The sequence below is a fragment of the Pseudomonas sp. D(2018) genome, assembly GCF_005502555.1.
GTDB lineage: Bacteria > Pseudomonadota > Gammaproteobacteria > Pseudomonadales > Pseudomonadaceae > Metapseudomonas > Metapseudomonas resinovorans.
In genome coordinates, this window is record NZ_SCOK01000019.1 from 55004 (window position 1) to 79658 (window position 24655).

Sequence of the window (24655 nt, forward strand, 5' to 3'; positions counted from 1 at the left end):
TGCGAAAGCCCGGCTCAGCGGACGAAGAGTTTGTAGACCAGCTTCTGGATGGCCTTGCCGTAAGGCGGGTAGATCATTTTCGCGGCATTGAAGCGCTGCTTGATGAACACGCCCTTGGCCTTGCTGAAGGTCAGGAAGCCTTCATGGCCATGATAGTGGCCCATGCCGGAGGGGCCGACCCCGCCGAAGGGCATGTCGTCCTGGGCCACGTGCAGCAGGGTGTCGTTCAGGCACACGCCGCCGGAGTGGGTCTCGTGCAGCACGCGCTGCTGCTCCGACTTGCCGTAGCCGAAGTAGTAGAGGGCCAGTGGGCGCGGGCGGTCGTTGATATAGGCGAAGGCGTCGTCGATACGGCGGTAAGGGACGACCGGCAGCAAGGGGCCGAAAATTTCCTCTTGCATCAGCTTCATGTCGTCGGTGGCGTTCAGCACCAGGGTGGCGGGCAGGCGGCGGCCCTGGGATTCGGGGAACAGCGGCACCAGGCGCGCGCCCTTGGCTTCTGCGTCGCTCAGGTAGCCTTTGAGGCGGCCCAGTTGGCGCTCGTTGATGATGGCGGTGTAGTCGGGGTTGTCGCTCAACTGCGGGTAGAAGCCCTGCACCGCCTGGCGATACGCCTCGACGAAGCCCTCGACCCGGTCTTCCGGCACCAGCACGTAGTCCGGTGCCACGCAGGTCTGGCCGGCGTTCATGGTCTTGCCGAACGCGATTCGCTCGGCGGCATCGGCCAGGGGCACATCGGCGGAGACGATGGCTGGCGACTTGCCGCCCAGTTCCAGGGTGACCGGGGTCAGGTTCTCGGCGGCGGCGCGCATCACATGCTTGCCGATGCTGGTGGCACCGGTGAACAGCAGGTGGTCGAAGGGCAGTCGGGAGAAAGCCACACCCACTTCGGCCTCACCCAGTGCCACGGCCACCAGGTCCTCGGGGAAGATGCGCGCCAGCAGGTCCTTGACCAACTGGGAGGTGGCCGGGGTGGATTCGCTCATCTTGATCATCACCCGGTTGCCGGCTGCCAGAGCGCCCACCAGCGGGCCGATCGCCAGGTACAGGGGGTAGTTCCACGGCACGATCACGCCGACCACACCAAGCGGCTGGTACACCACCTTGGCCGATGCTGGCTGGAAGGCCAGACCGACGCCGCGGCGGGAAGGCTTCATCCACTTCTTCAGGCGCTTGGCGGCATAGTGGATGCCATGGAGGCTGGGCATGATCTCGGCCAGCAGGGTCTCGTTGGCCGAGCGGTTGCTGAAATCCTGAGAAATCGCGTCGATGAGGGCCTGTTTTTCGGCGCGCAGCAGATCACGAAGGGCGTTGAGCCACTGGATTCGCTGGTCTGCGCTGGGCATGGGGTTCGCGCGGAATGCCTCGCGCTGGCGCTGGAAGAGGGTTTCCAGCTGGCTGATCTGCTGCTGGCTCTGTTGCAGGTAGGCGATGTCGGCGACCATGGCGCGGTTCCTCGGGGGTTCCGGAAGCGTTCGAATCCACTGGGGCGGATACGAAGCGGCTCTGTTGTTGTAGTGTCGCTGGTTTTTAGAGCAATTGCTCTAAAGTGTCAAATAGCTTGCCTGCCGGACTGCCCGGCGGCAGCCCAACGAAAAGCTGGGCGGGGTGGCTGCGGGTAACACCAGGTGTTTCCCAGCGCCTGGGCGGTGTACCTTTGGCGCACGCCGTGCCCCACCGATTGCAGGAAGATTCACCCGATGGCCCCAAGACCCAAGACTCGCGACCGCATCGTTCTGGAGAGCCTCGCGCTGTTCAACACCCAAGGCGAGCGCAATGTGACCACCAACCACATCGCCGCACATCTGGGCATGTCGCCGGGCAACCTGTATTACCACTTCCGCAACAAGCAGGAGATCATCGCCGAGCTGTTCGATCACTACGAAGCACGGGTGGACAGCTTTCTTCGCCTTCCGGAAGGGCGCGAGGTATCGGTAGAGGACAAGACCTTCTACCTGGAATCCCTGTTGGCGGCCATGTGGGACTTCCGCTTCCTGCACCGCGACCTGGAACACTTGCTGGAGTCGGATGCGGAGCTCGCCGCGCGCTACCGCCTGTTCGCCCAGCGCTGCCTGGACCACGCCCAGGCCATCTACCGGGGGTTCGTCGCTGCCGGCATCCTGTTGATGAACCCCGCGCAGGTCGAAGCCCTGACTCTCAATAGCTGGATCATCGTCACCTCGTGGGTGCGTTTCCTCTGTACGACGCGGGGCGATTCCGCAGATCTCAGCCAGGAACTGCTGCGCCGCGGCATCTACCAGGTGCTGGCGTTGGAAGGTGGCTACCTCGCGCCTGAAGCGCAGCCAGCGGTCAAGGCGCTCTACGAGAAGCTGTACGTGCCGCTGGAGCAGATTGTTCCAAACTAGCGGCAGCTCCCCAGCCAATCCGGAATCCGTCGCTCCAGATAGTAGGCGGGTTTCTGCGGCGATCCTTCGACGAAGCCCACATGCCCGCCGCGCGCATGCAGTTCCATGCGGGTAGTGGCCGAAAGTTCGTGGGCGTCCGGCAGGCTGTGGTGAAAGACGAAGGGGTCGTCGGAGGATTGGATCAGTAGCGTGGGGATGCGGATACCACCCAGATAAAAGCGGCTGGAGGCGCGGCGGTAGTAGTCGTGGGCGTCGTTGTAGCCGTGCAGCGGCGCGGTGATGCGACCGTCGAAGTCCCAGAAGGTGCGCATGCCCTCCAGTGAGCCGAGGCGTTCCAGGGTGGACAGATGCTCGGCCTGACCCTGGTGGGCGAACAATCGCTGCTTGTTCTTCACGTAGGCCACCATCTCGCGCATGAAATGCGCCTGGTAGACACGCGAAAAACCCAGGGCGATACGGTCGGCGCACTGGTCCAGGCGGTACGGCACCGATACTGCTACCGCTCCTTGCAGGCCACAGTCGCCGCCGGTTTCCCCCAGGTGTTTGAGCAGTACGTTGCCCCCCAGCGAGTAGCCCACGGCGTAGAGCGGTGCCAGCGGTCGGCTGGCGCGCAGGTGCCGGACGGTGGTCGCCAGGTCCTCGCTGACACCCGAGTGGTAACCGCGGGGCAGCAGGTTGGGCTCGCCCGAGCAGCCGCGCCAGTTGATGGCTACGCTGGCCCAGCCACGGGTGGCCAGTTCCTGCTGCAGGCCGAGCACGTAGAGCGAGTTGGACGAGCCGGTCAGCCCGTGCAGGACCAGCACCAGGGGTGCATCGGCTTCATGGGGGCCATACCAGTCCAGATCGAGGAAGTCGCCGTCCTCCAGCCACAGGCGCTCGCGTTGCCGCTCCAGGTGGGGCGGCGTGCGACAGAACGGCGACCAGAGGGTCTGCAGGTGCGGACCCGGCAACCACCAGGCGGGCTGGAAGCTGGTGCGGTTGGTGACTGGGGTGTGGAACGAGTTCATCGGCGCGGCCGTTACTCAGAGGGCGGGATTTCCCTGTCTGCGCGTTGCCAAAGGGCGTAGTACACCTGGCCGGTTTTCTTTTCGCGGTGCAGGCGCCAGTTGCCTGGAAGGCCAAGTGTGGAGGGTGGATTCTCACTTTCGGTATAGACCCAGGCGCGGGGAGTCAGCCAGCCACGGTTTTCCAGCAAGTTGCAGACCGGCTGAAGCAGGCCCTGGTTGAAGGGGGGGTCGAGGAACACCAGGTCGAAGGCGCTGGGTGCCTGGTTGTCCAGGTAACGCAGGGCATCGCTCTGCAGCAGTTGGCCCCTGTCGCAGCGCAGTACGTTCAGGTGACCGCGCAGGGCAGCCACGGAATCGGGGTTGAGGTCCAGCGCAAGCCCTTCTGCCGCGCCGCGCGACAAGGCTTCCAGGTAAAGCGCGCCGCTGCCGGCGAAGGGGTCCAGTACGCGCGCGCCTTCCACGTGGGGCGCAAGCCAGTTGAACAGCGTCTCGCGCACCCGGTCGGGAGTGGGCCGCAGGCTGGGGCCGTCGGGGAAGGCGAAGCGCCGCGAGCGCCATTCGCCGCCGATGATGCGGAGCTGGCCCTGGCCTCCGTGGGACGGTCTGGCGGGTTTGGCGTTTGGCTTGCGCATTAGTGCTCCGGTACGCCGCTGGGCATTTCGGCGGGTTTGTCGGTGGGCGGCGGCAGGTCCTTCTGGGTGACGGTCGGACCGGCGGTGACGATGACGAACTGGTCGGGATTCAGGTGTTTGGCCATGGCGGCCTTGACCTGGGCGACGTCCAGCGTCTGGACCTTCGTCATGAAGTCTTCCAGGTAAGTCAGCGGCAGGTCGTAGAAGCCGATGGCGCCCAACTGGCCGACGATGGCGGCGTTGCTCGCGGTGGAGAGCGGGAAGCTGCCGGCCAGTTCGCGCTTGGCGTCGTCCAGTTCCTTCTGGGTGGGACCGTCGGCCAGGTACTGGCGGACGATGTCCTGGATCAGCTTGAGAGTGCCCTGGCTCATTTCGGCGCGGGTCTGCAGGCCGATCATGAAGGGGCCTCGCACCTGCATGGCGGTGAAGCCGGAGCTGACGCCGTAGGTCAGGCCGCGCTTCTCGCGAATCTCTTCCATCAGCCGGGTGCCGAAGCCGCCGCCGCCGAGGATCTGGTTGCCCAGGTAGAGCGCCGCGTAGTCCGGGTCGTTCCGGTCGATGCCGAGCTGCGCCAGCATCAGGTGGGTCTGGTTGGAGGGGAACTCGATATGGTTGAGACCGGGCTTGGGTGCTTCGGGCTCCGGCAGCCTGGCCAGGGCCGGGCCTTTGGGCAGGGCCTGGGATACCTGGTTGGCGATGGCTTCGGCGTCAGTGCGGGACAGGTCGCCGACCAGGGCGATCACCACGTTGCCGGCGGCGTAGGCCTTTTGGTGGAAGTCGCGCATCTGGGCGACCGTGATGCCGGGGATGGACTTCTCGTTGCCTTCGCTGGAGTGGGCGTAGGGATGTTGGCCGTAGAGCTTCTTGAAGAGTTCCAGGCCAGCGAGCTTGCCCGGGTTCTGCTTCTGGTATTCGAAGCCAGCGAGCATCTGATTCTTGATCCGCGCGAGGGAGTCTTCAGGGAAGGTCGGGGCACCGATCACCTGGGTAAACAGCGCCAGGGCAGGCGCGCGTTGCTCGGCGGCGGTGAGGCTGCGCAGGCTGGCAATGGCCATGTCACGGTAGGCGCCGTTGCCGAACTCCGCGCCCAGGCTCTCGAAGCCCTCGGCGATGGCGGTGACATCCTTGCCGGCCACGCCCTCGTTGAGCATGGCATTAGTCAGGGTCGCCAATCCGGGAGTGCCGCCGTCCTGGCTGCTGCCGGCCGCAAAGGTCAGGCGCAGGTCGAACATCGGCAACTCGGGAGCGGCGACGAACAGCACCTTGGCGCCTTCGGCAGTCGTCCAGCTCTGGATGTCCAGCGTGCGGCGGCCGGGCGCCTTGTTACCCAGCTCAGCCAGTGATTGCAGGCCTTCAGCCGGTGCCGGGGTGGTGGTTTCAGCGGTGGCGGTACTGGCCGGGCGGTTGGCGATGACGCCGAGCACGCCGAGCAGGACGATCAGGGCCAGACCGAGCAGGCCGTAACGCAGGCCGTTGCGCTCACTCATGGTGGGCCTCCTCGGGCAGGATGTGGGCGACGCTCAGGCGGTCGCGGGTGAAGTAAGTCTTGGCAGCGGCCTGGATATCGGCGGGGGTCACGGCTTCCAGGGCGGCGAGGTCCTGGTCCATCAACGTCCAGGACAGGCCGACGGTTTCCAGTTGGCCGATGGTGGTGGCCTGGCTGGTGATGGAGTCGCGCTGGTAGACCAGGCCGGCGATGGCCTGGGCGCGCACGCGCTTGAGCTCCTCGGCGCTGGGCGGGGTGTTTTTCAGGTCTTCCAGCTGGCGCCAGATGCCGGCCTCGGTCTGCTCCAGGGTCTTGCCCTTCTGCATGTTGGGGGTGGCACTGATGACGAACAGGCTGTCGCCGCGGGGGAAGCCGTCGTACCAGGCGGAGGCGCCGCTGACCAATTCTTCGCCGCGCTCCAGGCGGCTCGGCAGGCGTGCGCTGTAGCCGCCGTCGAGCAGGGTGGATATCAGACGCAGGGCGTGGACCTGGCGAGCGTCCTTGGCGGTCGCCAGGCCGGGCACGTTGAAGCCCATCAGCAGGCTCGGCAGCTGCGTGCGCACGTGCAACGTCAGGCGGCGTTCGCCGGGGGCGGCCAGCTCCAGGGGTTTCTTCGCGGGCGGCACTTTGCGCTTGGGAATGCCGGCGAAATAGCGCTCGGCAAGGCCCTTGACCTCGTCTGGGGTAACGTCGCCCACCACTACCAGGGTGGCGTTGTTCGGGGCGTACCAGGATTCGTACCAGTGGCGCAGCTCCTCTACCTTCATGCGGTTGAGGTCAGCCATCCAGCCGATGGTGGGGATGTGGTAGCCGCTGGCCGGATAGGCCATCGCCTTGAAGCGCTCGAAGGCCTTGGCCGTGGGCTTGTCATCGGTGCGCAGGCGGCGTTCTTCCTTGATTACCTCGATCTCCCGAGTGAATTCCTCGGGCGGCAGCTTGAGGCTGGCGAGGCGATCGGCTTCCAGCTCGAAGGCGACGCCCAGGCGGTCACGGGCGAGCACCTGGTAATAGGCGGTGTAGTCGTCGCTGGTGAAGGCGTTTTCCTCGGCGCCGAGCTCCCGGAGTATGCGTGAGGCTTCGCCGGGGCCGAGATTGCGGCTGCCCTTGAACATCATGTGCTCGAGGGCGTGGGAGAGACCGGTCTGGCCGGGCGTTTCGTAACTCGAGCCAACTTTGTACCAGAGCTGGGACACCACCACAGGGGCACGATGGTCCTCACGGACGACGACTTTCAGGCCGTTGTCCAGGGTGAACTCGTGGGTGGGCTGGTTGTCTGCAGCGAGGGCCAGAGCAGGCAGGCAGAGGGCGCAATACAGCAAGCCGGCGGCTTGTCGGGCAATGGCTTTCATTGATGTTCTTGACCTGTCGGACGGCCCCGGCGGTCGTACCGCCTGCGGGCGAAGAGGTGCTAGGATACCCCATCCTTTCCCGGGGCGGCGAAGCTGGCCGGCATAGAGCCAGCGCGGTCGCTCCCTTGAGATGCAATCGACTCATGTTTGGTTCCAACGACGACAAGAAAGCTCCGGCCCAGGCCGGGGAAAAGAAATCCTTGTTCGGCTGGCTGCGCAAGAAGCCCCAGGAAACCGTCCCCGCCACTCCGGCGGAGCCGGTGGTTCCTGTCGAGGCCGAGGTGCCGGCCGCATCCACGACTGCGCCCGAAGCAGTTTCAGCTCCCGGACCGGTCACTGACACGCTGGCCGAGGCGACCCCGGCTGCCGCGCCTGCGGCCGATCCGGTGATTGCCGAAGTGCCTGTGCCCGAAGCCACGCCCGTGGCGGCCGAGGCCCCGCCTTTCGCCCCCGCACCTGTCGCCGCGCCTGTGGTTGTTGAATCCCCGGTCGTCGCCGAGCCTGCTGCACCTGCACCTGCACCTGCACCTGCACCTGCACCTGCACCTGCACCTGCAGCCGCCCAGCCGGTTTCGCTCAGCGAACCTGTCCCGGTTGCCGAAATTGCCCCTGCCGTCCCGGCCGAGCCCGCCAAAGCCGGGTTCTTCACCCGCCTCAAGCAGGGCCTGTCGAAGACCAGCGCCAGCATCGGCGAAGGCATGGCCAGCCTGTTCCTCGGGCGCAAGGTCATCGACGACGATCTGCTGGATGAAATCGAAACTCGCCTGCTGACCGCCGACGTTGGTGTGGAAGCGACCAGTGTCATCGTCCAGAGCCTGACCCAGAAGGTCGCACGCAAGCAGCTTGCCGATGCCGATGCCCTCTACAAGGCGCTGCAGGACGAACTGGCTGCCCTGCTGCGTCCGGTCGAACAGCCGCTGAAGATCGAAGGCGGTCGTACGCCTTACGTGATCCTGGTGGTTGGCGTGAACGGTGTCGGCAAGACCACCACCATCGGCAAGCTGGCCAAGAAACTGCAGCTGGAAGGCAAGAAGGTCATGCTGGCTGCCGGCGACACCTTCCGCGCCGCTGCAGTGGAGCAGCTGCAAGTGTGGGGGGAGCGCAACAACATCGCCGTGATCGCCCAGCACACCGGCGCCGATTCCGCTTCCGTGATCTTCGACGCCGTGCAGGCCGCCAAGGCCCGGGGCGTCGATGTGCTGCTTGCCGACACCGCTGGCCGCCTGCACACCAAGGACAACTTGATGGAAGAGCTGAAGAAGGTGCGCCGCGTGATCGGCAAGCTGGACGAGTCGGCTCCCCACGAAGTGCTGCTGGTTCTGGACGCCGGCACTGGGCAGAACGCCATCAACCAGGCCAAGCAATTCCACCAGGCGGTCAACCTGTCCGGCCTGGCGCTGACCAAACTGGACGGCACCGCCAAGGGCGGGGTGATCTTCGCCCTGGCCAAGCAATTCGGCCTGCCGATCCGCTACATCGGTGTGGGTGAAGGCATCGACGACCTGCGCACCTTCGAAGCCGACGCCTTCGTGAAGGCCCTCTTCGCTGAGCGGGAGTCCGCATGATTCGATTCGAGCAGGTCGGTAAACGCTACCCCAATGGCCATGTTGGCCTGCACGAACTGAGCTTCCGCGTCCGCCGCGGCGAGTTCCTCTTCGTTACCGGCCACTCCGGCGCCGGCAAGAGCACCTTGCTGCGCCTGCTGCTGGCGATGGAGCGCCCCACCAGTGGCAAGCTGCTGCTGGCCGGCCAGGACCTGTCGAGCATCACCAACTCGCAGATTCCCTTCCTGCGTCGTCAGATCGGCGTCGTCTTTCAGAACCACCAATTGCTCTTCGACCGTAGCGTGTTCGACAACGTCGCCCTGCCGCTGCAGATCCACGGTTTGTCCAAGGTGGAGATCGCCAAGCGGGTCAGCGTGGCGCTGGAGCGCGTGTCATTGGCGGACAAGGCCGAGCTCTATCCGGCCGACCTGTCCACCGGTCAGCAGCAACGCGTCGGTATCGCCCGCGCCGTGGTGCACCGGCCGGCCCTGCTGCTGGCCGACGAACCCACCGGCAACCTGGACCCGCGCCTGGCCGCCGAGATCATGGGCGTGTTCGAGGACATCAATCGTTTGGGCACCACAGTGCTGATCGCCAGTCACGACCTGGCGCTCATCGCGCGCATGCGCCACCGTCTGCTCACCTTGCAACGCGGCCGCCTGATCGGCGACGGGGAGGCTGTCTGATGAGTGCCAAGCAGATGCCGCCGCCAAAGCCTGCCGAACGTGTAGGGGCTTCGCCCCGGCATGTCGAGTCGCCGGAGACGGGTGACGAAGGTCCGGATTTCCGCACCCTGTTGCACGCCTGGCTGGAAAGCCATCGGGCCAGCCTGGTAGACAGCCTGCGTCGTCTGGGGCGTCAGCCCATCGGCAGCTTCTTCACCTGCCTGGTGATGGCCATCGCCCTTAGCCTGCCCATGGGCTTGTCCCTGCTGCTTAGCAACGTCGAGCGCCTGGGTGGCTCTTGGCAGCGAGCGGCGCAGATTTCCCTGTTCATGAAGATCGACGCCAGCGAGTCCCAGGGTCAGAAGTTGCGCGATGAGATCGCCGGCATGCCTGACGTGGCCGAGGCCGAGTGGATCAGCCGCGAGCAGGCCCTGGCGGAACTGCAGCAGCAGTCCGGTCTGGGGGAAGCCCTCAAGGAACTACCGGAGAACCCGCTGCCGGGCGTGGTCCTGGTGACGCCCAAGGAAGTCGACAAGGCCGGCCTGGAAGCCCTGCGCCAGCGCCTGTCCGAACTGCCCGGCATCGAGCAGGCGCAGCTGGACCTGGTTTGGGTCGAGCGCCTGTCGGCCATCCTCAAACTGGGCGAGCGTTTCGTCTTCGGCCTGGCGGTGCTGCTGATCCTGGCGCTGCTGCTGGTGATCGGTAACACCATTCGTCTGCATATCGAGAACCGCCGTACCGAGATCGAGGTGATCAAGCTGGTGGGCGGGACCGACAGCTATGTGCGCCGTCCCTTCCTCTATATGGGCGCGCTCTATGGCACCGGCGCCGGCCTGCTGGCCTGGCTGGTGCTGGCCTACGGCCTGGACTGGTTGAACGATGCCGTGGTGCGTCTTGCCGGGCTGTACGGCAGCGACTTCGCCCTGGCAGGCGTGCCATTGGCCGATGGTCTATCCCTGCTTCTGGGCGCCGTGCTGCTGGGTTACATTGGTGCCTGGCTGGCTGTCGCCCGTCATCTCAGCGAACTCGCGCCGCGCTAGAAGGCGCCGCGTTTAGCAGCTTTTGCGAGGGGTGTAAGGAAACTTTTACACCCCCTTGCAGTCATATAGGCCAGTGCTACACTGCGCGAGCTTTAGTGAATCGGAGGATTCGCATGACCACTTCCCTGCAACCTGTCTATGCCCTGGCCCCCGGCGCGAACCTGGAGGCATACGTGCATGCGGTCAACGGCATCCCGCTGTTGTCTGTCGAGCAGGAGCGCGAACTGGCCGAACGCCTCTTCTACGAACAAGATCTGGAAGCGGCACGGCAAATGGTGTTGGCGCACCTGCGCTTCGTCGTGCATATCGCCAAGAGTTATTCCGGCTATGGCCTGGCTCAGGCCGACCTGATCCAGGAAGGCAACGTAGGCCTGATGAAGGCCGTCAAGCGCTTCAACCCCGAAATGGGTGTGCGCCTGGTGTCGTTCGCGGTCCATTGGATCAAGGCCGAGATCCATGAGTTCATCCTGCGCAACTGGCGGATCGTCAAGGTCGCCACCACCAAGGCGCAGCGCAAGCTGTTCTTCAACCTGCGCAGCCAGAAGAAGCGTCTGACCTGGCTGAACAACGATGAAGTCCACGCGGTGGCCAACACCCTTGGTGTCGAGCCACACGAAGTGCGCGAGATGGAGAGCCGTCTCACCGGCCAGGACATGGCGTTCGACCCGGCGGCGGATGCCGACGACGACACTGCCTTCCATTCGCCGGCGCACTACCTGGAAGACCACCGCTACGACCCGGCGCGCCAGTTGGAGGAAGCCGACTGGAGCGACAGCTCCACCGCCAACCTGCACGAGGCGCTGGATGGCCTGGACGATCGCAGTCGCGACATTCTCTACCAGCGCTGGCTGGCCGAGGAAAAGGCGACGCTGCACGACCTGGCGGCCAAGTACAACGTATCCGCCGAGCGTATTCGCCAGTTGGAGAAGAACGCCATGAACAAGCTCAAGGGCTTCATTCAGGCGTGACGTTGAAACCCGAAAAAGCCGCACCTTGGTGCGGCTTTTTTCTGTCTGGAGAAAATCGCCATGCCCCTGCCGTCCCTGCGTTCCAGTCACTGGCTGCTGCTCGCCGCGGTCGCCGTGCTGTTCTTTTCCCTGGCGCTGTGGATGAGCAAGCAGTCCGACCGGGCCGATCCGCTGCCCTGGTTGGTGGACTGGCAGGAGTCGGTCATCGTCCCCCTGGCCGACGATGACTTGACCCTGGAAAGGCTGACTGAGCTGGCGTCGGGAGAGCTCTGGTTGCAGCCACGCGCAGAAGGACCGCGTCTGGTCTACCGCTCCGAGCAGGAAAGGGAGGAAGGGATCTGGCGTCTGGAAGCAGAGCTGGAACTCAGTGACAGTGAGCACGCCAGCCTGGCCAAGGCCTTGGGCAAGGGAACCGAAGAGCAGCCCCTGAGCGGCGAGATGCTGGGGCAACTGAGTGGGCACCGCGTGGCGGTGCTGAATATGGTACCCATGTCCGATGTTTCGGCGGCGCGCCTGGCCGCCAGTATCGGCCCGCCGCGGCTGCGCCTGCGCACCGGCGAAGGTGAAGTCTGGGTCTATCCCCAGCAGGGGCTGAGCGTGCACTTGCTCGAAGGCAAGCTGCAGCTGCTGCACCTGGTGCCGCGTGAGGCAATGAAGAACTGAGTTTCCCCGGGTCTCAGAGCTGCTCCAGGTAGCTACTGCCGCCCAACTGGTTCATCTGTCGGCGAATCCAGCCGGCGCGAGTGGCGACATACCCGCTTGGCCGCGAAGGGCTCCATTTGCGCGGGTTGGGCAGCACCGCTGCAAGCAGGGCCGCCTGCTGGCGTGACAGACGCTTGGCGGGCACCCCGAAGTGCTGGTGTGCCGCAGCCTCTACGCCGAAAACGCCGTTGCCCCATTCGACGCTATTCAGATAGACCTCAAGGATGCGGTGCTTCGGCCAGAACAGTTCGATCAGTCCGGTGAACCAGACTTCCAGCCCCTTGCGGACCCAATTGCGGCCGGACCAGAGGAACAGGTTCTTCGCCACCTGCTGGCTGAGGGTGCTGGCGCCGCGGACGGACCCGCCGCGCTCGTTGTGCGCCAGGGCCTTGCGGATAGCCGGAATATCGAATCCCCAGTGCTCGGCGAATTTCTGGTCTTCAGCGGCGATCACGGCGATTTTCAGGTCATTCGGCAACTCGTCCCAGGACACCCAGTCGCGTTTGATGTCGATGGGTTTGCCGTCGATCCACGACTCGATCTTGCGTTCTACCATCAGCATCGAGCCTGGCGGAGGCAACCAGCGGAACAGGATCACCAGCAGCACGGAAGCCGCCGCGAACCAGAGCAGCAATTTGAAAAGGCGGCGGCGAATGGTGTGGAACATCTAACTTGGCCCGGGGAAAGTTGCGCGCCATTATAGCGGCCGTCTGTCCCTGGTCTGGAGTCTCCATGACGCGCCTGTTCCTGCTGCTGTCCGCATTCGCCGGTTTCACCGGAGTGGCCTTGGGCGCCTTCGCCGCCCACGGATTGAAAAACAGGCTGACTCCGGAGTACCTGGCGGTGTTCCAGACCGGCACGCATTACCAACTGATCCACGCCCTGGCCCTGTTCGGTGTCGCCCTGCTGGCGATGCATGCGCCCGGTCGGCTGGTGAGCCTGGCGGGTGGCTTCTTCGCCCTCGGCATCCTGTTGTTCTCCGGCAGCCTCTACCTGCTGACCCTATCCGGCGTCGGCAAGCTCGGCATCATTACCCCCTTTGGCGGGCTGGCCTTCCTCGCCGGCTGGCTGTGCTTGGGGTTGGCCGCCTGGAACCTCGCCAATCGGTAACTTGACCGTGGCGTCAAATTTCGGGACGAATGGCGTCCATTTGCCTTGGTCCAGCGCGGCGATCGGGCTAGAATGCCGTCCCCTTTCCAGTTGTGACTGATCCGTCATGCGCATTCAGTTGAACGGCGATTCCTTCGAGCTGCCCGATGGCCAGACCGTCGCGGACCTCATTGCCCGCCTGGATCTGGCCGGCCGCCGCGTCGCGGTCGAGCTTAACCTCGACATCGTGCCGCGCAGCCAGCATGCCAGCACCGCCCTGCGTGAGGGCGACCGCGTCGAGGTGGTACACGCCATAGGCGGCGGCTAGTCGCGCGGGCCATGTGCCTGCCCGGTCGCCCCATTTGCAGCATCCGTTCCGCGCTTCGCGCACTTTCCTCTGCCCGCCAGGAGTCCAGCATGAGCCAAACGCCGATCGACAAGCCCTTTACCCTCGCGGGCCGCACCTATCAGTCGCGTCTCCTGGTGGGTACGGGCAAGTACAAGGACCTCGAGGAAACTCGCGTTGCCATCGAGGCTTCCGGTGCCGAGATCGTCACGGTCGCCGTGCGCCGCACCAACATCGGCCAGAACCCGGGCGAGCCGAACCTGCTGGACGTGATTTCCCCGGACAAGTACACCATCCTGCCGAACACCGCCGGTTGCTATAACGCCGAAGAGGCCGTACGCACCTGCCGTCTGGCTCGCGAGCTGCTGGATGGCCACAACCTGGTCAAGTTGGAAGTCCTGGCTGACCAGAAAACGCTCTTCCCCAATGTCGTCGAAACCCTCAAGGCCGCCGAGGAGCTGGTCAAGGACGGGTTCGACGTCATGGTCTACACCAGCGATGACCCCATCATCGCTCGCCAACTGGCCGAGATGGGTTGCATCGCCGTGATGCCCCTGGCTGGCCTGATTGGCTCGGGCATGGGCATCTGCAACCCCTGGAACCTGCGCATCATCCTCGAAGAGGCCAGGGTTCCGGTGCTGGTGGATGCCGGTGTGGGCACTGCCTCCGACGCCACCATCGCCATGGAGCTGGGCTGCGAGGCCGTGTTGATGAACACCGCCATCGCGCACGCACAGAACCCGGTGATGATGGCCGAGGCCATGAAGCATGCCATCGTCGCAGGTCGTCTCGCCTATCTGGCCGGACGCATGCCCCGCAAGCTATACGCCAGCGCCTCGTCGCCGCTGGATGGTCTGATCCGCTGAGAATCCGCGATCAGCTGCGCGTCGGCCCTGCAGCGTTAAAAACAGGCTCGGAATGCTCATTTACAGCTGTAAACTCCGCTTCCTCGCCTGTTTTTGCCTTGCATGGCTCTAGCTCGCAAGATCGATCAGGTTCTGTAAGTTTTGCTAACAGGTTTTCGCGATGATTGAAGAACAGGGCTCGCCGGCCGCCGCCGACGAAACGCGCCACCACCGCACCATCAAGAGTTTCGTGATGCGTGCCGGGCGCATGACCGAAGGCCAGCAACGTGGCCTCGACCAGGGCTGGCCGAAGTTTGGCCTGGAGCTGGCCGATGGCCCGCAGGACTTCGACGCCCTGTTCGGCCGCAAGGCTCCGCGCACCTTCGAGATCGGTTTCGGCATGGGCCACGCCACCTTGGAGATGGCCGCTGCAGCGCCGGAGCAGGACTTCATTGGCGTTGAGGTACACCGTCCGGGTGTCGGCGCGCTGTTGAACGGTGCCATGACCCAGGGCCTGACCAATATCCGCGTATACAGCTGCGATGCCCTGGAAGTGCTGCGCGACTGCGTCGCTGACGCCAGCCTGGACCGCGTCCTGCTGTTTTTCCCTGATCCCTGGCACAAGTCCCGCCACCACAAGCGACGCATCGTCCAGCCGGCCTTCGCCGAGCTGGTGCGGCAGAAGCTCAAGGTCGGCGGTGTGCTGCACATGGCCACTGATTGGGAGCACTACGCCGAACACATGCTGGAAGTGATGAACGTCGCGCCGGGCTTTCGCAACCTGGCTGCGGACGGTCGCTACGTCCCGCGTCCGGACGAGCGCCCGGTGACCAAGTTCGAGCGTCGCGGCGAACGCCTCGGCCACGGCGTCTGGGACCTCAAGTTCCAGCGCATCGATTGACCGGGCGCCGCCCAGCGGCGCACCGGTACACCTGACTAGACCGGGTCGACCCGGCACCTCACCTGATCCGACGATAGCAACGCCTGCCACTGAGCGGGCGACATAAGAATAAGAGCGACGTAGCGCCAAGTACGTCGTTAGGAGAAGGCTGTGTTGTTGAAAACTTTCGGATATCTGCTTCTGGCCGGCTGCGCCCTGCAGGCCCAGGCCAAGGTCGACGTTACCCAGGCCGCCCGTCTCGGGCAGGACCTCACCCCCATGGGCGGCGAGCGCGCCGGCAATGCCGCCGGCACCATCCCGGCCTGGGACGGCGGTCTCGCCACCCCGCCGGCCGGCTACCAGCCGGGTATGCACCACCCCGACCCCTACGCCGGCGAAGCCCCGCGCTTTGTCATCGACGGCAAGAACCTTGGCCAATACGAACAACTCCTGACACCGGGCCACAAGACCCTGCTGCAGGCGCATCCGGACTACCGGCTACGGGTTTTTCCGACCCACCGCAGCGCCGCCGCTCCACAGCGCATCTACGACGCGACCCGCTTCAATGCCGAGAACGGCACGCTGATTGCCGGAGGCAACGGCGTGGAAGGCGTGGCTGCAGGTGTTCCCTTCCCGCTCCCGGCCAACGGCCTGGAGGCCATCTGGAACCACATCCTGCGCTATCGCGGCGAGCAGATTCACTTCACCACCAACCAGGCGGCGGTCCTCGCCAACGGTAGCTACAACCTGCTGAAGCTGGAGCGGGATATCTACTTCGTCTACGGTCGCGAGGGCATGACGCCGGGCAACCTGGAGAACACCCTGTTCTTCTACAAGTACCGCGTCGTGGCACCGGCCAAGCTGTCCGGGTCGGCCCTGGTGGTGCAGGAAACCCTCGATCAGGTGTTGTCGATCCGCAAGGCCTGGCGCTTCAACCGTGGCGAGCGTCGGGTGCGACGCCTGCCGATGCTGGCCTACGATACCCTGCAGCCGGATACCAACGGCCTGGCCACTGCGGATGTGGTGGACGCCTACAACGGCGCGCCGGACCGTTACGAGTGGCAGTTGCTGGGCAAGCAGGAAATGCTGGTGCCCTACAACAGCTACGCGGTGCACCAGAAGGGCATAGCCTACGAGCAGATCCTCAGCGCCAGCTACGTGAACCCCGACCTGCTGCGCTACGAGCAGCACCGCGTCTGGGTGGTGGAGGCGACCTTGCGCAAGGGCTTCAGCCATCCCTATGCCAAGCGCCGCTTCTATCTGGATGAGGACAGCTGGCAGATCCTCGCTGTCGATCTCTACGACAAGGACGGTCGCCTCAGCGGCCTGCAGGAAAGTCATCCGATCAGCTACTACGATGTACCCATGTTCGGCAGTACGCTGGAAACCATCTACGATTTCGTCGGCAATCGTTACTTCGTCGATGGTCTCGACAACAACGAACCCATGTATGATTTCAAGGCCGCGCTCAGCCCGAGGGACTTCACGCCCCAGGCGCTGCGACGCGAAGGCAACTGATTCCGGCCTGCCTGGCCATCCCAGCCGCCCCACGGGGCGGCTTTTTAATGGGCGGGTGTTTTGCCGCGGCGGTGGGAGCGAGTCCAATCGCGAATGAATTCGCTCCCGCAAGGTCGCTGCACTCGTAGGGTGGATGGCGCTTTTGCATCCACCATCGGAGCCGCGGTGGAGCGCGAGTGGTGGACCGATAGATCGTGGCCCGCCCTACGGAGCGGCGCCATGCCAGCTCAGTTGATCAGCTCGGCCCCTGTCAGGGTCGCTTCCGGCAGCGAAGGGGGCGCAGGGCTGATCTGCATGTACTTGATGCTCTCCCGGGGAATCAGCAGCAGGTCGCCATCCACTTCGATGCTGAGGAAAGGGGATTCCAGCTGGCGGCGCAGGCCGCGGGCGACTTCCACCGGGTCGGCAGATTGCTGGGGAAAGCGCAGGGCCAGGCGCTGGCCGTCCTGAAAGTGCAGGTAGAGGTGCTTGATCGGCTTCATCGGGGTGCTCCCTTGTTGGGCCGCCGGGAGAGCCGCCGGCCTCAGAACCCATTTACGACCTGCTGTGCGTCGGCCCTGCTGCGTTAAAAACAGGCTCGGATGCTCATTTACAGCGCGTAAACTCCGCGTCCTCGCCTGTTTTCGCCTTGCCTGGCTCTAGCTCGCTAGGTCGTAAAACGGGTTCTCAGTTGCGATCGGCGATCACGCCAATCACGAAGAAGACTAGTAGCAGGACGGGCGCCAGGGTGTAGTTGTTGAAGTAGCCCAACCCTTGGGCCAGCCAGGGTGTGAGGTAGATCATGGCCAGCCCGTAGCCGACCGCGCAGAGCAGCACGAATAGCAGGGTACGGAAGAGGAAGTTGAGGCTACCGATGCGTTGCTGCACCCAGGCATTCAGCGAGGGTCCGAACAGCACCAGAACGGTGGCCATGATGGCCAGCGCGATGTCATGCAGGTGGCCGCGGCTCCAGCGCGACAAGGTAGCGATCAGGTCCAGTACGACGTCCATCCAGGGGGTCCTTGGCGAAGTGGTTCGGGGGCAGACGATTCCAAATCCGCACGCTGCCCGTCAAGGCAGAAAGTGCTGCAGCAGATCGTTCAGGAACAGCTGGCCTTCGTGAGTGGCGACCAGCCGTTGCGGGTCCTTCAGCAGCAGGCCGCGTGCCTCGGCTTCGGTACGGGCCGCCGCCAGGCTGGTCAGTGGCATGCCGGTGCGTTGAGTGAACAACTCCGCGGGCACGCCGTCCGTGAGGCGCAGCACGTTCATGAGGAATTCGAAGGGCAGTTCGTTGTGGTCGAGGTGGCGCTCACCAGCCTGGTAGTGCTTGGCCGGGTCCAGGTAGTCCTTCGGCAGGCGGGTCTTCCAGCTGCGAATGATGCGGCCTTCCGGGCTGCTCAGCTTGGCGTGCGCACCGGCGCCGATGCCGAGGAAGTCGCCGAAGGACCAATAGTTGAGGTTGTGGCGTGCGCGCAGGCCGTCCCGGGCGTAGGCGGATACCTCGTACTGCGCGTAGCCGTGGTCGGCCAGGAGCGCCTGACCGGCTTCCTGGATGTCCCACAGGATGTCGTCCTCGGGCAGTTCCGGCGGCTGGCTCCAGAACACCGTGTTCGGCTCCATGGTCAGCTGGTACCAGGACAGGTGCGTCGGCCCCTGGGCGATGGCCGTGCGCAGGTCTTCCAGGGCGTCCTCCAGGGACTGGTCCGGCAGGCCGTGCATCAGGTCCAGGTTGAAGTTGTCGAAGCCGGCCTTGCGTGCCATGTCGGCAGCGCGCACGGCTTCCTCGCCATCGTGGATGCGTCCCAGGGCCTTGAGCTTGGCCTCCTGGAAGCTCTGCACGCCGATGGACAGGCGGTTGATGCCGAGCTGGCGGTAGGCGGCGAACTTGGCCTGCTCGAAGGTGCCGGGGTTGGCCTCGAGGGTGATCTCGATATCGCGGGCGAAGGGTATCCGCTGCTCGACGCCGTCCAGCAGCCGGCCGATGGCGTTGGCGCTGAACAGGCTGGGGGTGCCACCGCCGAAGAAGATCGAGGTCAGCTCGCGGCCATGGACATGGCCGAGGTCCTGCTCGAGGTCGGCGAGCAAGGCGTCGATGTAGGCCTCCTCAGGCAGCTCGGAACCGGCGGCGTGGGAGTTGAAGTCGCAGTAGGGACACTTGCGCACGCACCAGGGAATATGGACGTAGAGCGCCAGGGGAGGCAGCTGGAAGCCGATGGCCTGGCTTCCCGCCCCCGGGTGCGCGACGCTGGCTTTCATATTCCCAGCCGTTGCTTGAGCAGGGCCATGGCGCGGGCGCGGTGGCTGAGCTGGTTTTTGTCGATGGGAGAGAGTTCGGCGCTGGAGCACCCGCTTTCAGGGACCCAGAACAGCGGGTCGTAGCCGAAGCCCTGTTCGCCGCGGGCCTCGAACAGGATGCGGCCGCGCCAGATACCCTCGCAGAGGATCGGTAGCGGATCTTCCGCGTGGCGCATCAGCGCCAGGCTGCAAATGAACTGGGCGCCGCGCTCGGCCTCGGGCACGTCACGCAGGACGTCCAGCAGCTTGGCGTTATTTGCCGCGTCACCCTTGCCGTCGGCATAGCGGGCCGAGTAGATGCCTGGGGCGCCGCCGAGGTAGTCCACCGCCAGGCCGGAGTCGTCGGCCAGCGCGGGCAGGCCGGACACCCGCGCCGCGTTGCGGGCCTTGAGGATGGCGTTCTCGACGAAGGACAGGCCGGTTTCTTCGGGTTCGACAGCGCTGAACTCGGCGATCGAGCGTACCTTCACGCTGTCGCCGAGCATGGCCTGGAGTTCCTTGAGTTTGCCGGCGTTGTGGCTGGCCAGCACCAGTTCTTTGAAGGGCATCATTCGTCGGGGAAAAATTCCTGGTCGAAGCTGAAGCTGTGGGGGGCCTCATCTCCGCGTTGCACATTGAGGGTGAAGTTCAGCATCTCACGCTCGTCGAAGGGGAACTGCGCCAGGTAGTAGATGGCCTCGCCCTCGGTGACCTGCTTGAACTTCAGCGCGGTGACCTGGCCAAGCAGGTTCTTCACCTGGCCGCTGACCTGGGCGGTGCTGGCCTTGCCGGACTTGAGCACGGCGACGTTGACCACGCCCTGGGTCTTGCTGCGGGTCAGACCCGCCGCGGCGGCGATGTCGGGCTGCAGGAAGCTGGAATTGAACGCGTTGTAGTGCACGTCCAGGTCCCCAAAGGTCTGCTTGCGCTCGGCAGCTGCCGGCAGGGCCAGACAAAGGGCGAAAAGGAACAGGGCTAGACGACGCATGGCAGGACTCCTTTGATTCAGACCGCGACGCGGTGGTCCGCAAGACCCGGACCGCTGACGCGATAGATACCGATCTCACCCAACAGATTAGGCCAAACGCGGCTGGGCAGATTGTGCCGGTGCGCGTGGTCCACGGCCAGGCGGTCGAGGACCTTCACCTGCATTTCGCGACACAGTGCCTCGAAGTCCTTGAAGGTGCAGAAATGAATGTTCGGCGTGTTGTACCAGGTGTAGGGCAGGAACTCCGACACCGGCATGCGTCCGTAGCGTGCCAGGTACCAGCGGCAGCGCCAGTGGCCGAAGTTGGGGAATGTGATGATGCACTCACGGCCAACCCGCAGCATCTCCTGGAGGATGCGGTCGGGGTAATGCACGGCCTGCAGGGCCTGGGTCATGACCACCACATCGAAGCTGTTGCTGGCGAAGTTGCCCAGGCCCTTGTCCAGGTCCTGCTCGATCACGTTCACGCCATGGTCGATGCAGTGGGCGATGTTCTCCGGGTCGATCTCCAGGCCGTAGCCGGTGACCTGTTTGTTGTCGCGCAGCCAGGCCAGCAGTTCGCCCCGGCCGCAGCCGAGGTCGAGCACCCGGCTGCCGGCGGGAATCCAGTCCTGGATGATTTCTAGGTCGGCACGCATGGGTTACACCACAATCCTGTTCATGTAGCTGCTGAAGGCCTGGAGGTAACGCGGAATCGGAATAAGGAAGGCATCGTGGCCCTGCGGGGCGTCGATTTCCAGGTAGCAGACGTTCTTCCTTGCCGCGGTCAGGGCGTCGACGATCTCTCGCGAACGGGCCGGGGAGAAGCGCCAGTCGGTGGTGAAAGACATCACGCAGAAGTCCGCCTTGGCCCCGGCCAGGGTGCGCGCGAGGTCGCCGTCATGGGCGGCGGCAGGGTCGAAGTAGTCCAGCGCTTTGGTCATCAGCAGGTAGGTGTTGGCGTCGAAGCGTCCGGAGAACTCTTCGCCCTGATAGCGCAGGTAGCTTTCGACCTGGAATTCCACGCTGTGGAAGTCGTAGTTGAGTTTCTCGCTCTTCAGGCCGCGGCCGAATTTCTCGCCCATGGCGTCATCCGACAGGTAGGTAATGTGGCCGACCATGCGTGCCAGCATCAGGCCGCGCTTGGGGATCACGCCCTGGTCCTGGAAGTGACCGCCGTGGAAGTCCGGATCGGTGAGGATGGCCTGGCGCGCCACTTCGTTGAAGGCGATGTTCTGAGCCGAGAGCTTGGGGGCCGAGGCAATGGCCAGGCAGTGGCGCACGCGGTCCGGGTAGCTGATGGTCCACTGCAGGGCCTGCATGCCGCCGAGGCTGCCGCCTACCACGGCGGCCCATTGCTGGATGCCGAGGGTGTCGGCCAGGCGGGCTTGGCTGTTGACCCAGTCTTCCACCGTCATCACCGGGAAGTCGGCGCCGAAGGGCGTGCCGGTCGCCGGGTTGATGCTGGATGGCCCGGTGGAACCGTTGCAACCGCCGAGGTTGTTCAGGCTGACGACGAAGAACTTCAGGGTGTCGATGGGCTTGCCCGGGCCGATGCAGCTGTCCCACCACCCCGGCTTGCGGTCTTCCATGCTGTGGTAACCGGCGGCGTGGTGATGGCCGGACAACGCATGGCAGATCAGCACCGCATTGCTGCGGTCTGCGTTCAGTTCGCCGTAGGTTTCAAAGACCAGTTCGTAGTCGGCCAGGCTTCGGCCGCAGGCGAGTGCCAGCGGGTCGCTGAAGCGTTGCACCTGGGGGGTGACCAGGCCGACGGAATCTGCGGGAATGGCGGTGGGCATCGCGACCCTGCTCTCAATCTGGGAAGGGCGCCAGTCTAAAGAGCGCCGCCCCCTGCGGCAAGCGCAGGGGGCGGCGGCTAAAGCGTTGAATAATCAGGCGCTGCGGGCGTTCAGGCGGACTCGTTGCCACGCTGTTTGCGGGGCACCACCGGCAGATTGACCACCTTGCCCATACGGCGCATGGGTGAGGGGAGGCGGAAGGTGCGCAGCATTTCGTTGGCCTCGGTGATCTGCTGCTCCAGCTCTTCGGTATAGCGTTCCAACTGCTGGCCGCGCTGGCGAGTGAGCTGGGTTTCCTGGGCCAGGGCCTTGAGCCGCAGCATGTGGGTTTCCAGCAACTGCTTGTGTTCCAGGGTGTGCTGCATCAACGGCATCAGCGCGTCGCTGGCCCACTGTGCGACCTCCAGGCGCAGGCGCTGGTGCATGCCGATGACTTCCTGCACCAGGGTGTCGAAGAAGCGCTTGCCGAGCTGGCGTTGTTCGGTCAGCAGGGTCTTCGGGTGCAGACGGAATTGATCGGCCTTGGTGCGTAGCTGGGCAATCTCGCGCAGGTAGCGCTGGACATTGAACTGCGGTGCATCGACGCCGTTCAGCGGGTTCTCTTCGTTGTGCCGGCGGTAGATGGCCGCGACCATCTTGTTGGCCATGTCAGCCTCGTGCTCCAGGCTGCGCAGGTCATGCTCCAGCGAACGGAAGAAGTGCAGGATGCTCTGATTGATGCCAACGGTGGTCCAGCTGCCGGTGAGTTCGCGGCGCAGGCGTGCCAGGTGCTCGTCCAGGCGCTCCGTGCGTGCGGCGTTGCGCAGGACATCGCCCTGGCGCTTGAGCAGGCGCTGGTTGGTCTTCAGGCCGAGCAGGCGACGATGGTGCTGGGCATGGTCTTCCTTGGTGCGTGCGGTCAGCTCGAACAGCATCTGGCCGTTGTCCTGCTGGTGGTTGTCGAGCATCGCCTGCTGCTCGCGGACCTTCTCCAGGCGCAGGTTGAGCACATGCAGGTTGTTCTGCAGCAACGTCAGCATCTGATGCGCCACATGGTCTTCGATCAGGCGTTCCTTTTGCGTGACGATCCGGTCGCAGAGCAGCTCTTCGAGGGTGCTGATCTGGCTGCGGGCGAGCAGCTCACTGTCCTTGCGCACCTTGGCCAGCAGCGCCTGCTTGGCCGACAGTGGCAGCACTTCGTCACTGCGGATGCCGAGCTGCCGGGCGGTCGATTCCTGGATGCGGCGAATGGCGTTCTGCACGAAGGTCTCGCCGGCCAGGTCATCCCACAGCACGTCGATCTTGTTCAGCACGGCAAAGAGATGGGACTGGGTGTCCTCGTCCAGCTGACGGATGTGCTGCTTCCAGACGCTCATGTCGCTGGCGGTGACGCCGGTATCGGCCGAGAGCAGGAAGATGATGGCTTGGGCGCTGGGCAGCATCGACAGGGTCAGTTCGGGCTCGCTGCCGAGGGCGTTCAGGCCGGGGGTGTCGAGGATGCGCAGGCCTTGGCGCAGCAGCGGGTGGTCGAAGTTGACCATGGCGTGACGCCAGGCCGGCACCATCACTTCGCCCGGGCGGCCGGTGGGATCGAGCATGTCCGGATGGAAACCGAGCTGGATGGCCTGCTCGACCGGCATTGGCTTGGTCCGCGCCACCTGGGCAAAGGCCTGGATCATGTTGTCCGGGTCGCTCGGGTCGAGCGGGATGTTCACCCAGTGCCGCGGTGCGCGCTTGAACTGGGCCACGCTGGCGGAGGCGGTGCGCGATTCGATGGGCAGCAGGCGGATGTAGGAGCGCTCGGAGCGGGGGTCGTAGAACAGCTCGGTGGGGCACATGGTGGTGCGCCCGGCCTGGGACGGCAGCATGCGCTGGCCGAACTCGGAGAAGAACAGGCTATTGATCAGCTCGGTCTTGCCGCGGGAGAACTCGCCGACGAAGGCCAGGGTGATGTGATCGGTGCGGAGCAGGCGCTGTGCCCGTTCCAGCTTGGCCGAGAGCGCGTCGGAATTCAGCCGGTTGTGCTCCAGCCAGCTCCGGTAACGGGTGATCTCCCGCAGCAGCTCACGTTTCCAGGCAACGTAGGCGTCGACTTGCTGACTGAGACGCTCCATGCTCATTCAGACTCTCCTCGCGATCACGCATCCTGCGTACGGGAATGGACGAACTTCGAATTCGGTTGTCGACGATGCTGGTGGTCATACGGCGCCGTCCGGGGACTTGCTCCGGCGTGCGGTAAAGGCAGAGTGCCAGCGGGTCATTGCTCGGCATTATGCGCCTTGGGTTTTGGCCGTCAATTGCCGGGCGCGCTAAGCCCGCCTTAAGGTCGGTCAGGGTTGCCGAGCGGTCAGTCCGGGCAGACCGGGAAGGGTGCGCGGGCGCTGGATGCGCACGCGCTTCTGGCGGTTCAGTTCGCCGCTTTCCAGGCTCACCTGGCTCTTGGCGACACCGAAGGCGTCCGCCAGGAACGCCATCAACTGGGCATTGGCCTTGCCCTCCACCGGCGGGGCGGTAAGGCGGATCTTCAGGCGCTCGCCGTGCAGCCCGGCGAACTCATCACGGCTCGCCTTGGGCTGCAAATGGCAGTCGAGGATCAGGTCCTCGCCTGCCCAGCGGAACCAGGTCATAGGAAGGGGCTGAGAATCTGCGGCATGCCGGTCATGGTGGCCAGGTTGCCGATCACCAGCATGTCCAGCAGCTTCAGCGCAATAAAGGCGAAGATCGGCGAAATATCCAGGCCGCCGAGGTTCGGCAGCAGCTTGCGGAACGGCATCAGCAACGGCTCGCAGATCTGGTTCACCAACTGGGCGCCGGGGTTGTAGCTGCCCGGGGCGACCCAGGACAGGATCACGCTGATGATCAGGGCGAAGAAGAACACCTTCAGGAACAGCGAGGTGACGCCGATGATCGACCAGATCAGCAACTGCAGCAGGTAGCCGCCGACGCCGTAGCCCATCAGGGTCAGGGTGATGACCATCAGCAGCAGCTGGACGAGGATGGCCAGCGCCAGGGAGGCGAGATCCAGTCCGCCCAGGCCGGGGATGATCTTGCGCAGCGGGTTGAGCAGCGGCTTGGTGGCGCGTACCACGAACTGGCTCAGGGGGTTGTAGAAGTCGGCGCGCACCAATTGCAGGATGAAACGCAGCAGGACGATCAGCAGGTAGAGGCTGCCGAGGGTCTGGATCACGTAGATGGCTGCGGTGTTGAGTCCGGTCAT

At 64.7% G+C, this 24655-nt stretch carries 27 protein-coding genes; 11 read left to right on the forward strand and 16 right to left on the reverse strand.

The features are described 5' to 3' along the window. Positions 1-14: 14 nt before the first annotated feature. Complete coding sequence (locus tag FFS60_RS14305) at positions 15-1445, reverse strand: coniferyl aldehyde dehydrogenase (RefSeq protein ID WP_137822336.1); 1431 nt, start codon at positions 1443-1445, stop codon at positions 15-17. 255 nt (positions 1446-1700) lie between these two features. Between FFS60_RS14305 and FFS60_RS14310 the strand changes: the two genes are divergently transcribed. Continuing rightward, a complete protein-coding gene (locus tag FFS60_RS14310; protein WP_028629056.1) occupies positions 1701-2366 on the forward strand; it encodes a TetR/AcrR family transcriptional regulator in 666 nt (221 codons plus the stop codon). On the opposite strand, the gene FFS60_RS14315 is transcribed toward FFS60_RS14310, so the two are convergent. Genes FFS60_RS14315 through FFS60_RS14330 form a run of 4 tightly spaced genes read right to left on the reverse strand, consistent with a single transcriptional unit; the run spans position 2363 to position 6840 of the window. Beyond that, positions 2363-3373 carry a hydrolase gene (locus FFS60_RS14315; RefSeq protein ID WP_137822337.1) on the reverse strand — a complete coding sequence of 337 codons (1011 nt, stop codon included), beginning with the start codon at positions 3371-3373 and terminating at the stop codon, positions 2363-2365. The two genes, FFS60_RS14310 and FFS60_RS14315, sit on opposite strands and share 4 nt — an antisense overlap. A gap of 11 nt (positions 3374-3384) precedes the next feature. Further along, the gene (rsmD, locus tag FFS60_RS14320) at positions 3385-4005 is read right to left on the reverse strand and encodes a 16S rRNA (guanine(966)-N(2))-methyltransferase RsmD (RefSeq protein WP_028629054.1); all 621 of its coding nucleotides are present in this window, start codon (positions 4003-4005) and stop codon (positions 3385-3387) included. Continuing rightward, entirely contained in the window at positions 4005-5492 is a 1488-nt protein-coding gene (locus tag FFS60_RS14325) for a pitrilysin family protein (RefSeq protein ID WP_137822338.1), read from the reverse strand. Before FFS60_RS14325 ends, rsmD begins: the two co-directional genes overlap by 1 nt. Beyond that, on the reverse strand, positions 5485-6840 hold the full coding sequence (locus tag FFS60_RS14330) for a pitrilysin family protein (protein ID WP_028629052.1): 1356 nt from the start codon (positions 6838-6840) through the stop codon (positions 5485-5487). The genes FFS60_RS14325 and FFS60_RS14330 overlap by 8 nt, the downstream gene beginning before the upstream one ends. A gap of 143 nt (positions 6841-6983) precedes the next feature. Between FFS60_RS14330 and ftsY the strand changes: the two genes are divergently transcribed. From ftsY to FFS60_RS14355, 5 genes are all read left to right on the forward strand, one after another. Next, positions 6984-8405 carry a signal recognition particle-docking protein FtsY gene (gene ftsY / locus FFS60_RS14335; protein ID WP_137822339.1) on the forward strand — a complete coding sequence of 474 codons (1422 nt, stop codon included), beginning with the start codon at positions 6984-6986 and terminating at the stop codon, positions 8403-8405. Further along, complete coding sequence (ftsE, locus tag FFS60_RS14340) at positions 8402-9070, forward strand: cell division ATP-binding protein FtsE (RefSeq protein WP_028629050.1); 669 nt, start codon at positions 8402-8404, stop codon at positions 9068-9070. The genes ftsY and ftsE overlap by 4 nt, the downstream gene beginning before the upstream one ends. Next, positions 9070-10089 carry a permease-like cell division protein FtsX gene (gene ftsX, locus FFS60_RS14345; RefSeq protein ID WP_028629049.1) on the forward strand — a complete coding sequence of 340 codons (1020 nt, stop codon included), beginning with the start codon at positions 9070-9072 and terminating at the stop codon, positions 10087-10089. The genes ftsE and ftsX overlap by 1 nt, the downstream gene beginning before the upstream one ends. A gap of 113 nt (positions 10090-10202) precedes the next feature. Next, positions 10203-11057, forward strand: a complete 855-nt coding sequence (gene rpoH / locus FFS60_RS14350; RefSeq protein WP_028629048.1) for an RNA polymerase sigma factor RpoH — start codon at positions 10203-10205, stop codon at positions 11055-11057. A 60-nt stretch (positions 11058-11117) separates the two neighbouring features. Then, complete coding sequence (locus FFS60_RS14355; protein WP_028629047.1) at positions 11118-11720, forward strand: hypothetical protein; 603 nt, start codon at positions 11118-11120, stop codon at positions 11718-11720. Positions 11721-11733: 13 nt separating this feature from the next. Here the strand turns inward: FFS60_RS14355 and mtgA are convergent, their stop codons facing one another. After that, the gene (gene mtgA / locus FFS60_RS14360) at positions 11734-12426 is read right to left on the reverse strand and encodes a monofunctional biosynthetic peptidoglycan transglycosylase (protein ID WP_137822340.1); all 693 of its coding nucleotides are present in this window, start codon (positions 12424-12426) and stop codon (positions 11734-11736) included. A gap of 65 nt (positions 12427-12491) precedes the next feature. On the opposite strand from mtgA, the gene FFS60_RS14365 reads away from it, so the two are divergent. The 5 genes from FFS60_RS14365 to FFS60_RS14385 all read left to right on the forward strand — a co-directional run bounded on the left by FFS60_RS14365 (position 12492) and on the right by FFS60_RS14385 (position 16437). Then, complete coding sequence (locus FFS60_RS14365; protein ID WP_028629045.1) at positions 12492-12869, forward strand: DUF423 domain-containing protein; 378 nt, start codon at positions 12492-12494, stop codon at positions 12867-12869. Between the two features lie 106 nt (positions 12870-12975). Beyond that, on the forward strand, positions 12976-13176 hold the full coding sequence (gene thiS, locus FFS60_RS14370) for a sulfur carrier protein ThiS (protein ID WP_028629044.1): 201 nt from the start codon (positions 12976-12978) through the stop codon (positions 13174-13176). Between the two features lie 89 nt (positions 13177-13265). Beyond that, complete coding sequence (locus FFS60_RS14375) at positions 13266-14060, forward strand: thiazole synthase (RefSeq protein ID WP_137822341.1); 795 nt, start codon at positions 13266-13268, stop codon at positions 14058-14060. Positions 14061-14220: 160 nt separating this feature from the next. Continuing rightward, positions 14221-14940 carry a tRNA (guanosine(46)-N7)-methyltransferase TrmB gene (trmB, locus tag FFS60_RS14380; RefSeq protein WP_036997464.1) on the forward strand — a complete coding sequence of 240 codons (720 nt, stop codon included), beginning with the start codon at positions 14221-14223 and terminating at the stop codon, positions 14938-14940. A gap of 153 nt (positions 14941-15093) precedes the next feature. After that, entirely contained in the window at positions 15094-16437 is a 1344-nt protein-coding gene (locus FFS60_RS14385) for a DUF1329 domain-containing protein (RefSeq protein ID WP_028629041.1), read from the forward strand. Positions 16438-16664: 227 nt separating this feature from the next. On the opposite strand, the gene FFS60_RS14390 is transcribed toward FFS60_RS14385, so the two are convergent. The 10 genes from FFS60_RS14390 to FFS60_RS14435 form a co-directional block, all read right to left on the reverse strand. Continuing rightward, positions 16665-16919 (reverse strand): hypothetical protein, encoded by a 255-nt coding sequence (locus FFS60_RS14390; RefSeq protein ID WP_028629040.1) that lies wholly within the window; start codon positions 16917-16919, stop codon positions 16665-16667. Positions 16920-17103: 184 nt separating this feature from the next. Beyond that, on the reverse strand, positions 17104-17427 hold the full coding sequence (locus FFS60_RS14395) for a DUF3392 domain-containing protein (RefSeq protein ID WP_028629039.1): 324 nt from the start codon (positions 17425-17427) through the stop codon (positions 17104-17106). A gap of 60 nt (positions 17428-17487) precedes the next feature. Continuing rightward, positions 17488-18672, reverse strand: a complete 1185-nt coding sequence (hemW, locus tag FFS60_RS14400) for a radical SAM family heme chaperone HemW (RefSeq protein ID WP_028629038.1) — start codon at positions 18670-18672, stop codon at positions 17488-17490. Continuing rightward, on the reverse strand, positions 18669-19262 hold the full coding sequence (gene rdgB / locus FFS60_RS14405) for an RdgB/HAM1 family non-canonical purine NTP pyrophosphatase (RefSeq protein WP_028629037.1): 594 nt from the start codon (positions 19260-19262) through the stop codon (positions 18669-18671). The genes hemW and rdgB overlap by 4 nt, the downstream gene beginning before the upstream one ends. After that, a complete protein-coding gene (locus FFS60_RS14410) occupies positions 19259-19678 on the reverse strand; it encodes a DUF4426 domain-containing protein (protein WP_028629036.1) in 420 nt (139 codons plus the stop codon). The genes rdgB and FFS60_RS14410 overlap by 4 nt, the downstream gene beginning before the upstream one ends. 17 nt (positions 19679-19695) lie before the next feature. Continuing rightward, positions 19696-20316: a methionine biosynthesis protein MetW gene (metW, locus tag FFS60_RS14415; RefSeq protein ID WP_028629035.1), complete on the reverse strand. Its 621-nt coding sequence runs from the start codon at positions 20314-20316 to the stop codon at positions 19696-19698. Between the two features lie 3 nt (positions 20317-20319). Further along, a complete protein-coding gene (locus FFS60_RS14420; protein ID WP_028629034.1) occupies positions 20320-21459 on the reverse strand; it encodes a homoserine O-acetyltransferase in 1140 nt (379 codons plus the stop codon). Between the two features lie 110 nt (positions 21460-21569). Then, positions 21570-23558 carry a dynamin-like GTPase family protein gene (locus tag FFS60_RS14425; RefSeq protein ID WP_028629033.1) on the reverse strand — a complete coding sequence of 663 codons (1989 nt, stop codon included), beginning with the start codon at positions 23556-23558 and terminating at the stop codon, positions 21570-21572. Positions 23559-23768: 210 nt separating this feature from the next. Beyond that, positions 23769-24065 (reverse strand): DUF167 domain-containing protein, encoded by a 297-nt coding sequence (locus FFS60_RS14430; protein ID WP_028629032.1) that lies wholly within the window; start codon positions 24063-24065, stop codon positions 23769-23771. Next, on the reverse strand, positions 24062-24655 hold the full coding sequence (locus FFS60_RS14435) for a YggT family protein (protein WP_028629031.1): 594 nt from the start codon (positions 24653-24655) through the stop codon (positions 24062-24064). Before FFS60_RS14435 ends, FFS60_RS14430 begins: the two co-directional genes overlap by 4 nt.

Coding starts and splice junctions, on each gene's coding strand:
- FFS60_RS14305 (WP_137822336.1), bottom strand. CDS start 1,445: ATGGTCGCCGACATCGCCTACCTGCAACAGAGCCAGCAGCAGATCAGC.
- FFS60_RS14310 (WP_028629056.1), top strand. CDS start 1,701: ATGGCCCCAAGACCCAAGACTCGCGACCGCATCGTTCTGGAGAGCCTC.
- FFS60_RS14315 (WP_137822337.1), bottom strand. CDS start 3,373: ATGAACTCGTTCCACACCCCAGTCACCAACCGCACCAGCTTCCAGCCC.
- rsmD (WP_028629054.1), bottom strand. CDS start 4,005: ATGCGCAAGCCAAACGCCAAACCCGCCAGACCGTCCCACGGAGGCCAG.
- FFS60_RS14325 (WP_137822338.1), bottom strand. CDS start 5,492: ATGAGTGAGCGCAACGGCCTGCGTTACGGCCTGCTCGGTCTGGCCCTG.
- FFS60_RS14330 (WP_028629052.1), bottom strand. CDS start 6,840: ATGAAAGCCATTGCCCGACAAGCCGCCGGCTTGCTGTATTGCGCCCTC.
- ftsY (WP_137822339.1), top strand. CDS start 6,984: ATGTTTGGTTCCAACGACGACAAGAAAGCTCCGGCCCAGGCCGGGGAA.
- ftsE (WP_028629050.1), top strand. CDS start 8,402: ATGATTCGATTCGAGCAGGTCGGTAAACGCTACCCCAATGGCCATGTT.
- ftsX (WP_028629049.1), top strand. CDS start 9,070: ATGAGTGCCAAGCAGATGCCGCCGCCAAAGCCTGCCGAACGTGTAGGG.
- rpoH (WP_028629048.1), top strand. CDS start 10,203: ATGACCACTTCCCTGCAACCTGTCTATGCCCTGGCCCCCGGCGCGAAC.
- FFS60_RS14355 (WP_028629047.1), top strand. CDS start 11,118: ATGCCCCTGCCGTCCCTGCGTTCCAGTCACTGGCTGCTGCTCGCCGCG.
- mtgA (WP_137822340.1), bottom strand. CDS start 12,426: ATGTTCCACACCATTCGCCGCCGCCTTTTCAAATTGCTGCTCTGGTTC.
- FFS60_RS14365 (WP_028629045.1), top strand. CDS start 12,492: ATGACGCGCCTGTTCCTGCTGCTGTCCGCATTCGCCGGTTTCACCGGA.
- thiS (WP_028629044.1), top strand. CDS start 12,976: ATGCGCATTCAGTTGAACGGCGATTCCTTCGAGCTGCCCGATGGCCAG.
- FFS60_RS14375 (WP_137822341.1), top strand. CDS start 13,266: ATGAGCCAAACGCCGATCGACAAGCCCTTTACCCTCGCGGGCCGCACC.
- trmB (WP_036997464.1), top strand. CDS start 14,221: ATGATTGAAGAACAGGGCTCGCCGGCCGCCGCCGACGAAACGCGCCAC.
- FFS60_RS14390 (WP_028629040.1), bottom strand. CDS start 16,919: ATGAAGCCGATCAAGCACCTCTACCTGCACTTTCAGGACGGCCAGCGC.
- FFS60_RS14395 (WP_028629039.1), bottom strand. CDS start 17,427: ATGGACGTCGTACTGGACCTGATCGCTACCTTGTCGCGCTGGAGCCGC.
- hemW (WP_028629038.1), bottom strand. CDS start 18,672: ATGAAAGCCAGCGTCGCGCACCCGGGGGCGGGAAGCCAGGCCATCGGC.
- rdgB (WP_028629037.1), bottom strand. CDS start 19,262: ATGATGCCCTTCAAAGAACTGGTGCTGGCCAGCCACAACGCCGGCAAA.
- FFS60_RS14410 (WP_028629036.1), bottom strand. CDS start 19,678: ATGCGTCGTCTAGCCCTGTTCCTTTTCGCCCTTTGTCTGGCCCTGCCG.
- metW (WP_028629035.1), bottom strand. CDS start 20,316: ATGCGTGCCGACCTAGAAATCATCCAGGACTGGATTCCCGCCGGCAGC.
- FFS60_RS14420 (WP_028629034.1), bottom strand. CDS start 21,459: ATGCCCACCGCCATTCCCGCAGATTCCGTCGGCCTGGTCACCCCCCAG.
- FFS60_RS14425 (WP_028629033.1), bottom strand. CDS start 23,558: ATGAGCATGGAGCGTCTCAGTCAGCAAGTCGACGCCTACGTTGCCTGG.
- FFS60_RS14430 (WP_028629032.1), bottom strand. CDS start 24,065: ATGACCTGGTTCCGCTGGGCAGGCGAGGACCTGATCCTCGACTGCCAT.
- FFS60_RS14435 (WP_028629031.1), bottom strand. CDS start 24,655: ATGACCGGACTCAACACCGCAGCCATCTACGTGATCCAGACCCTCGGC.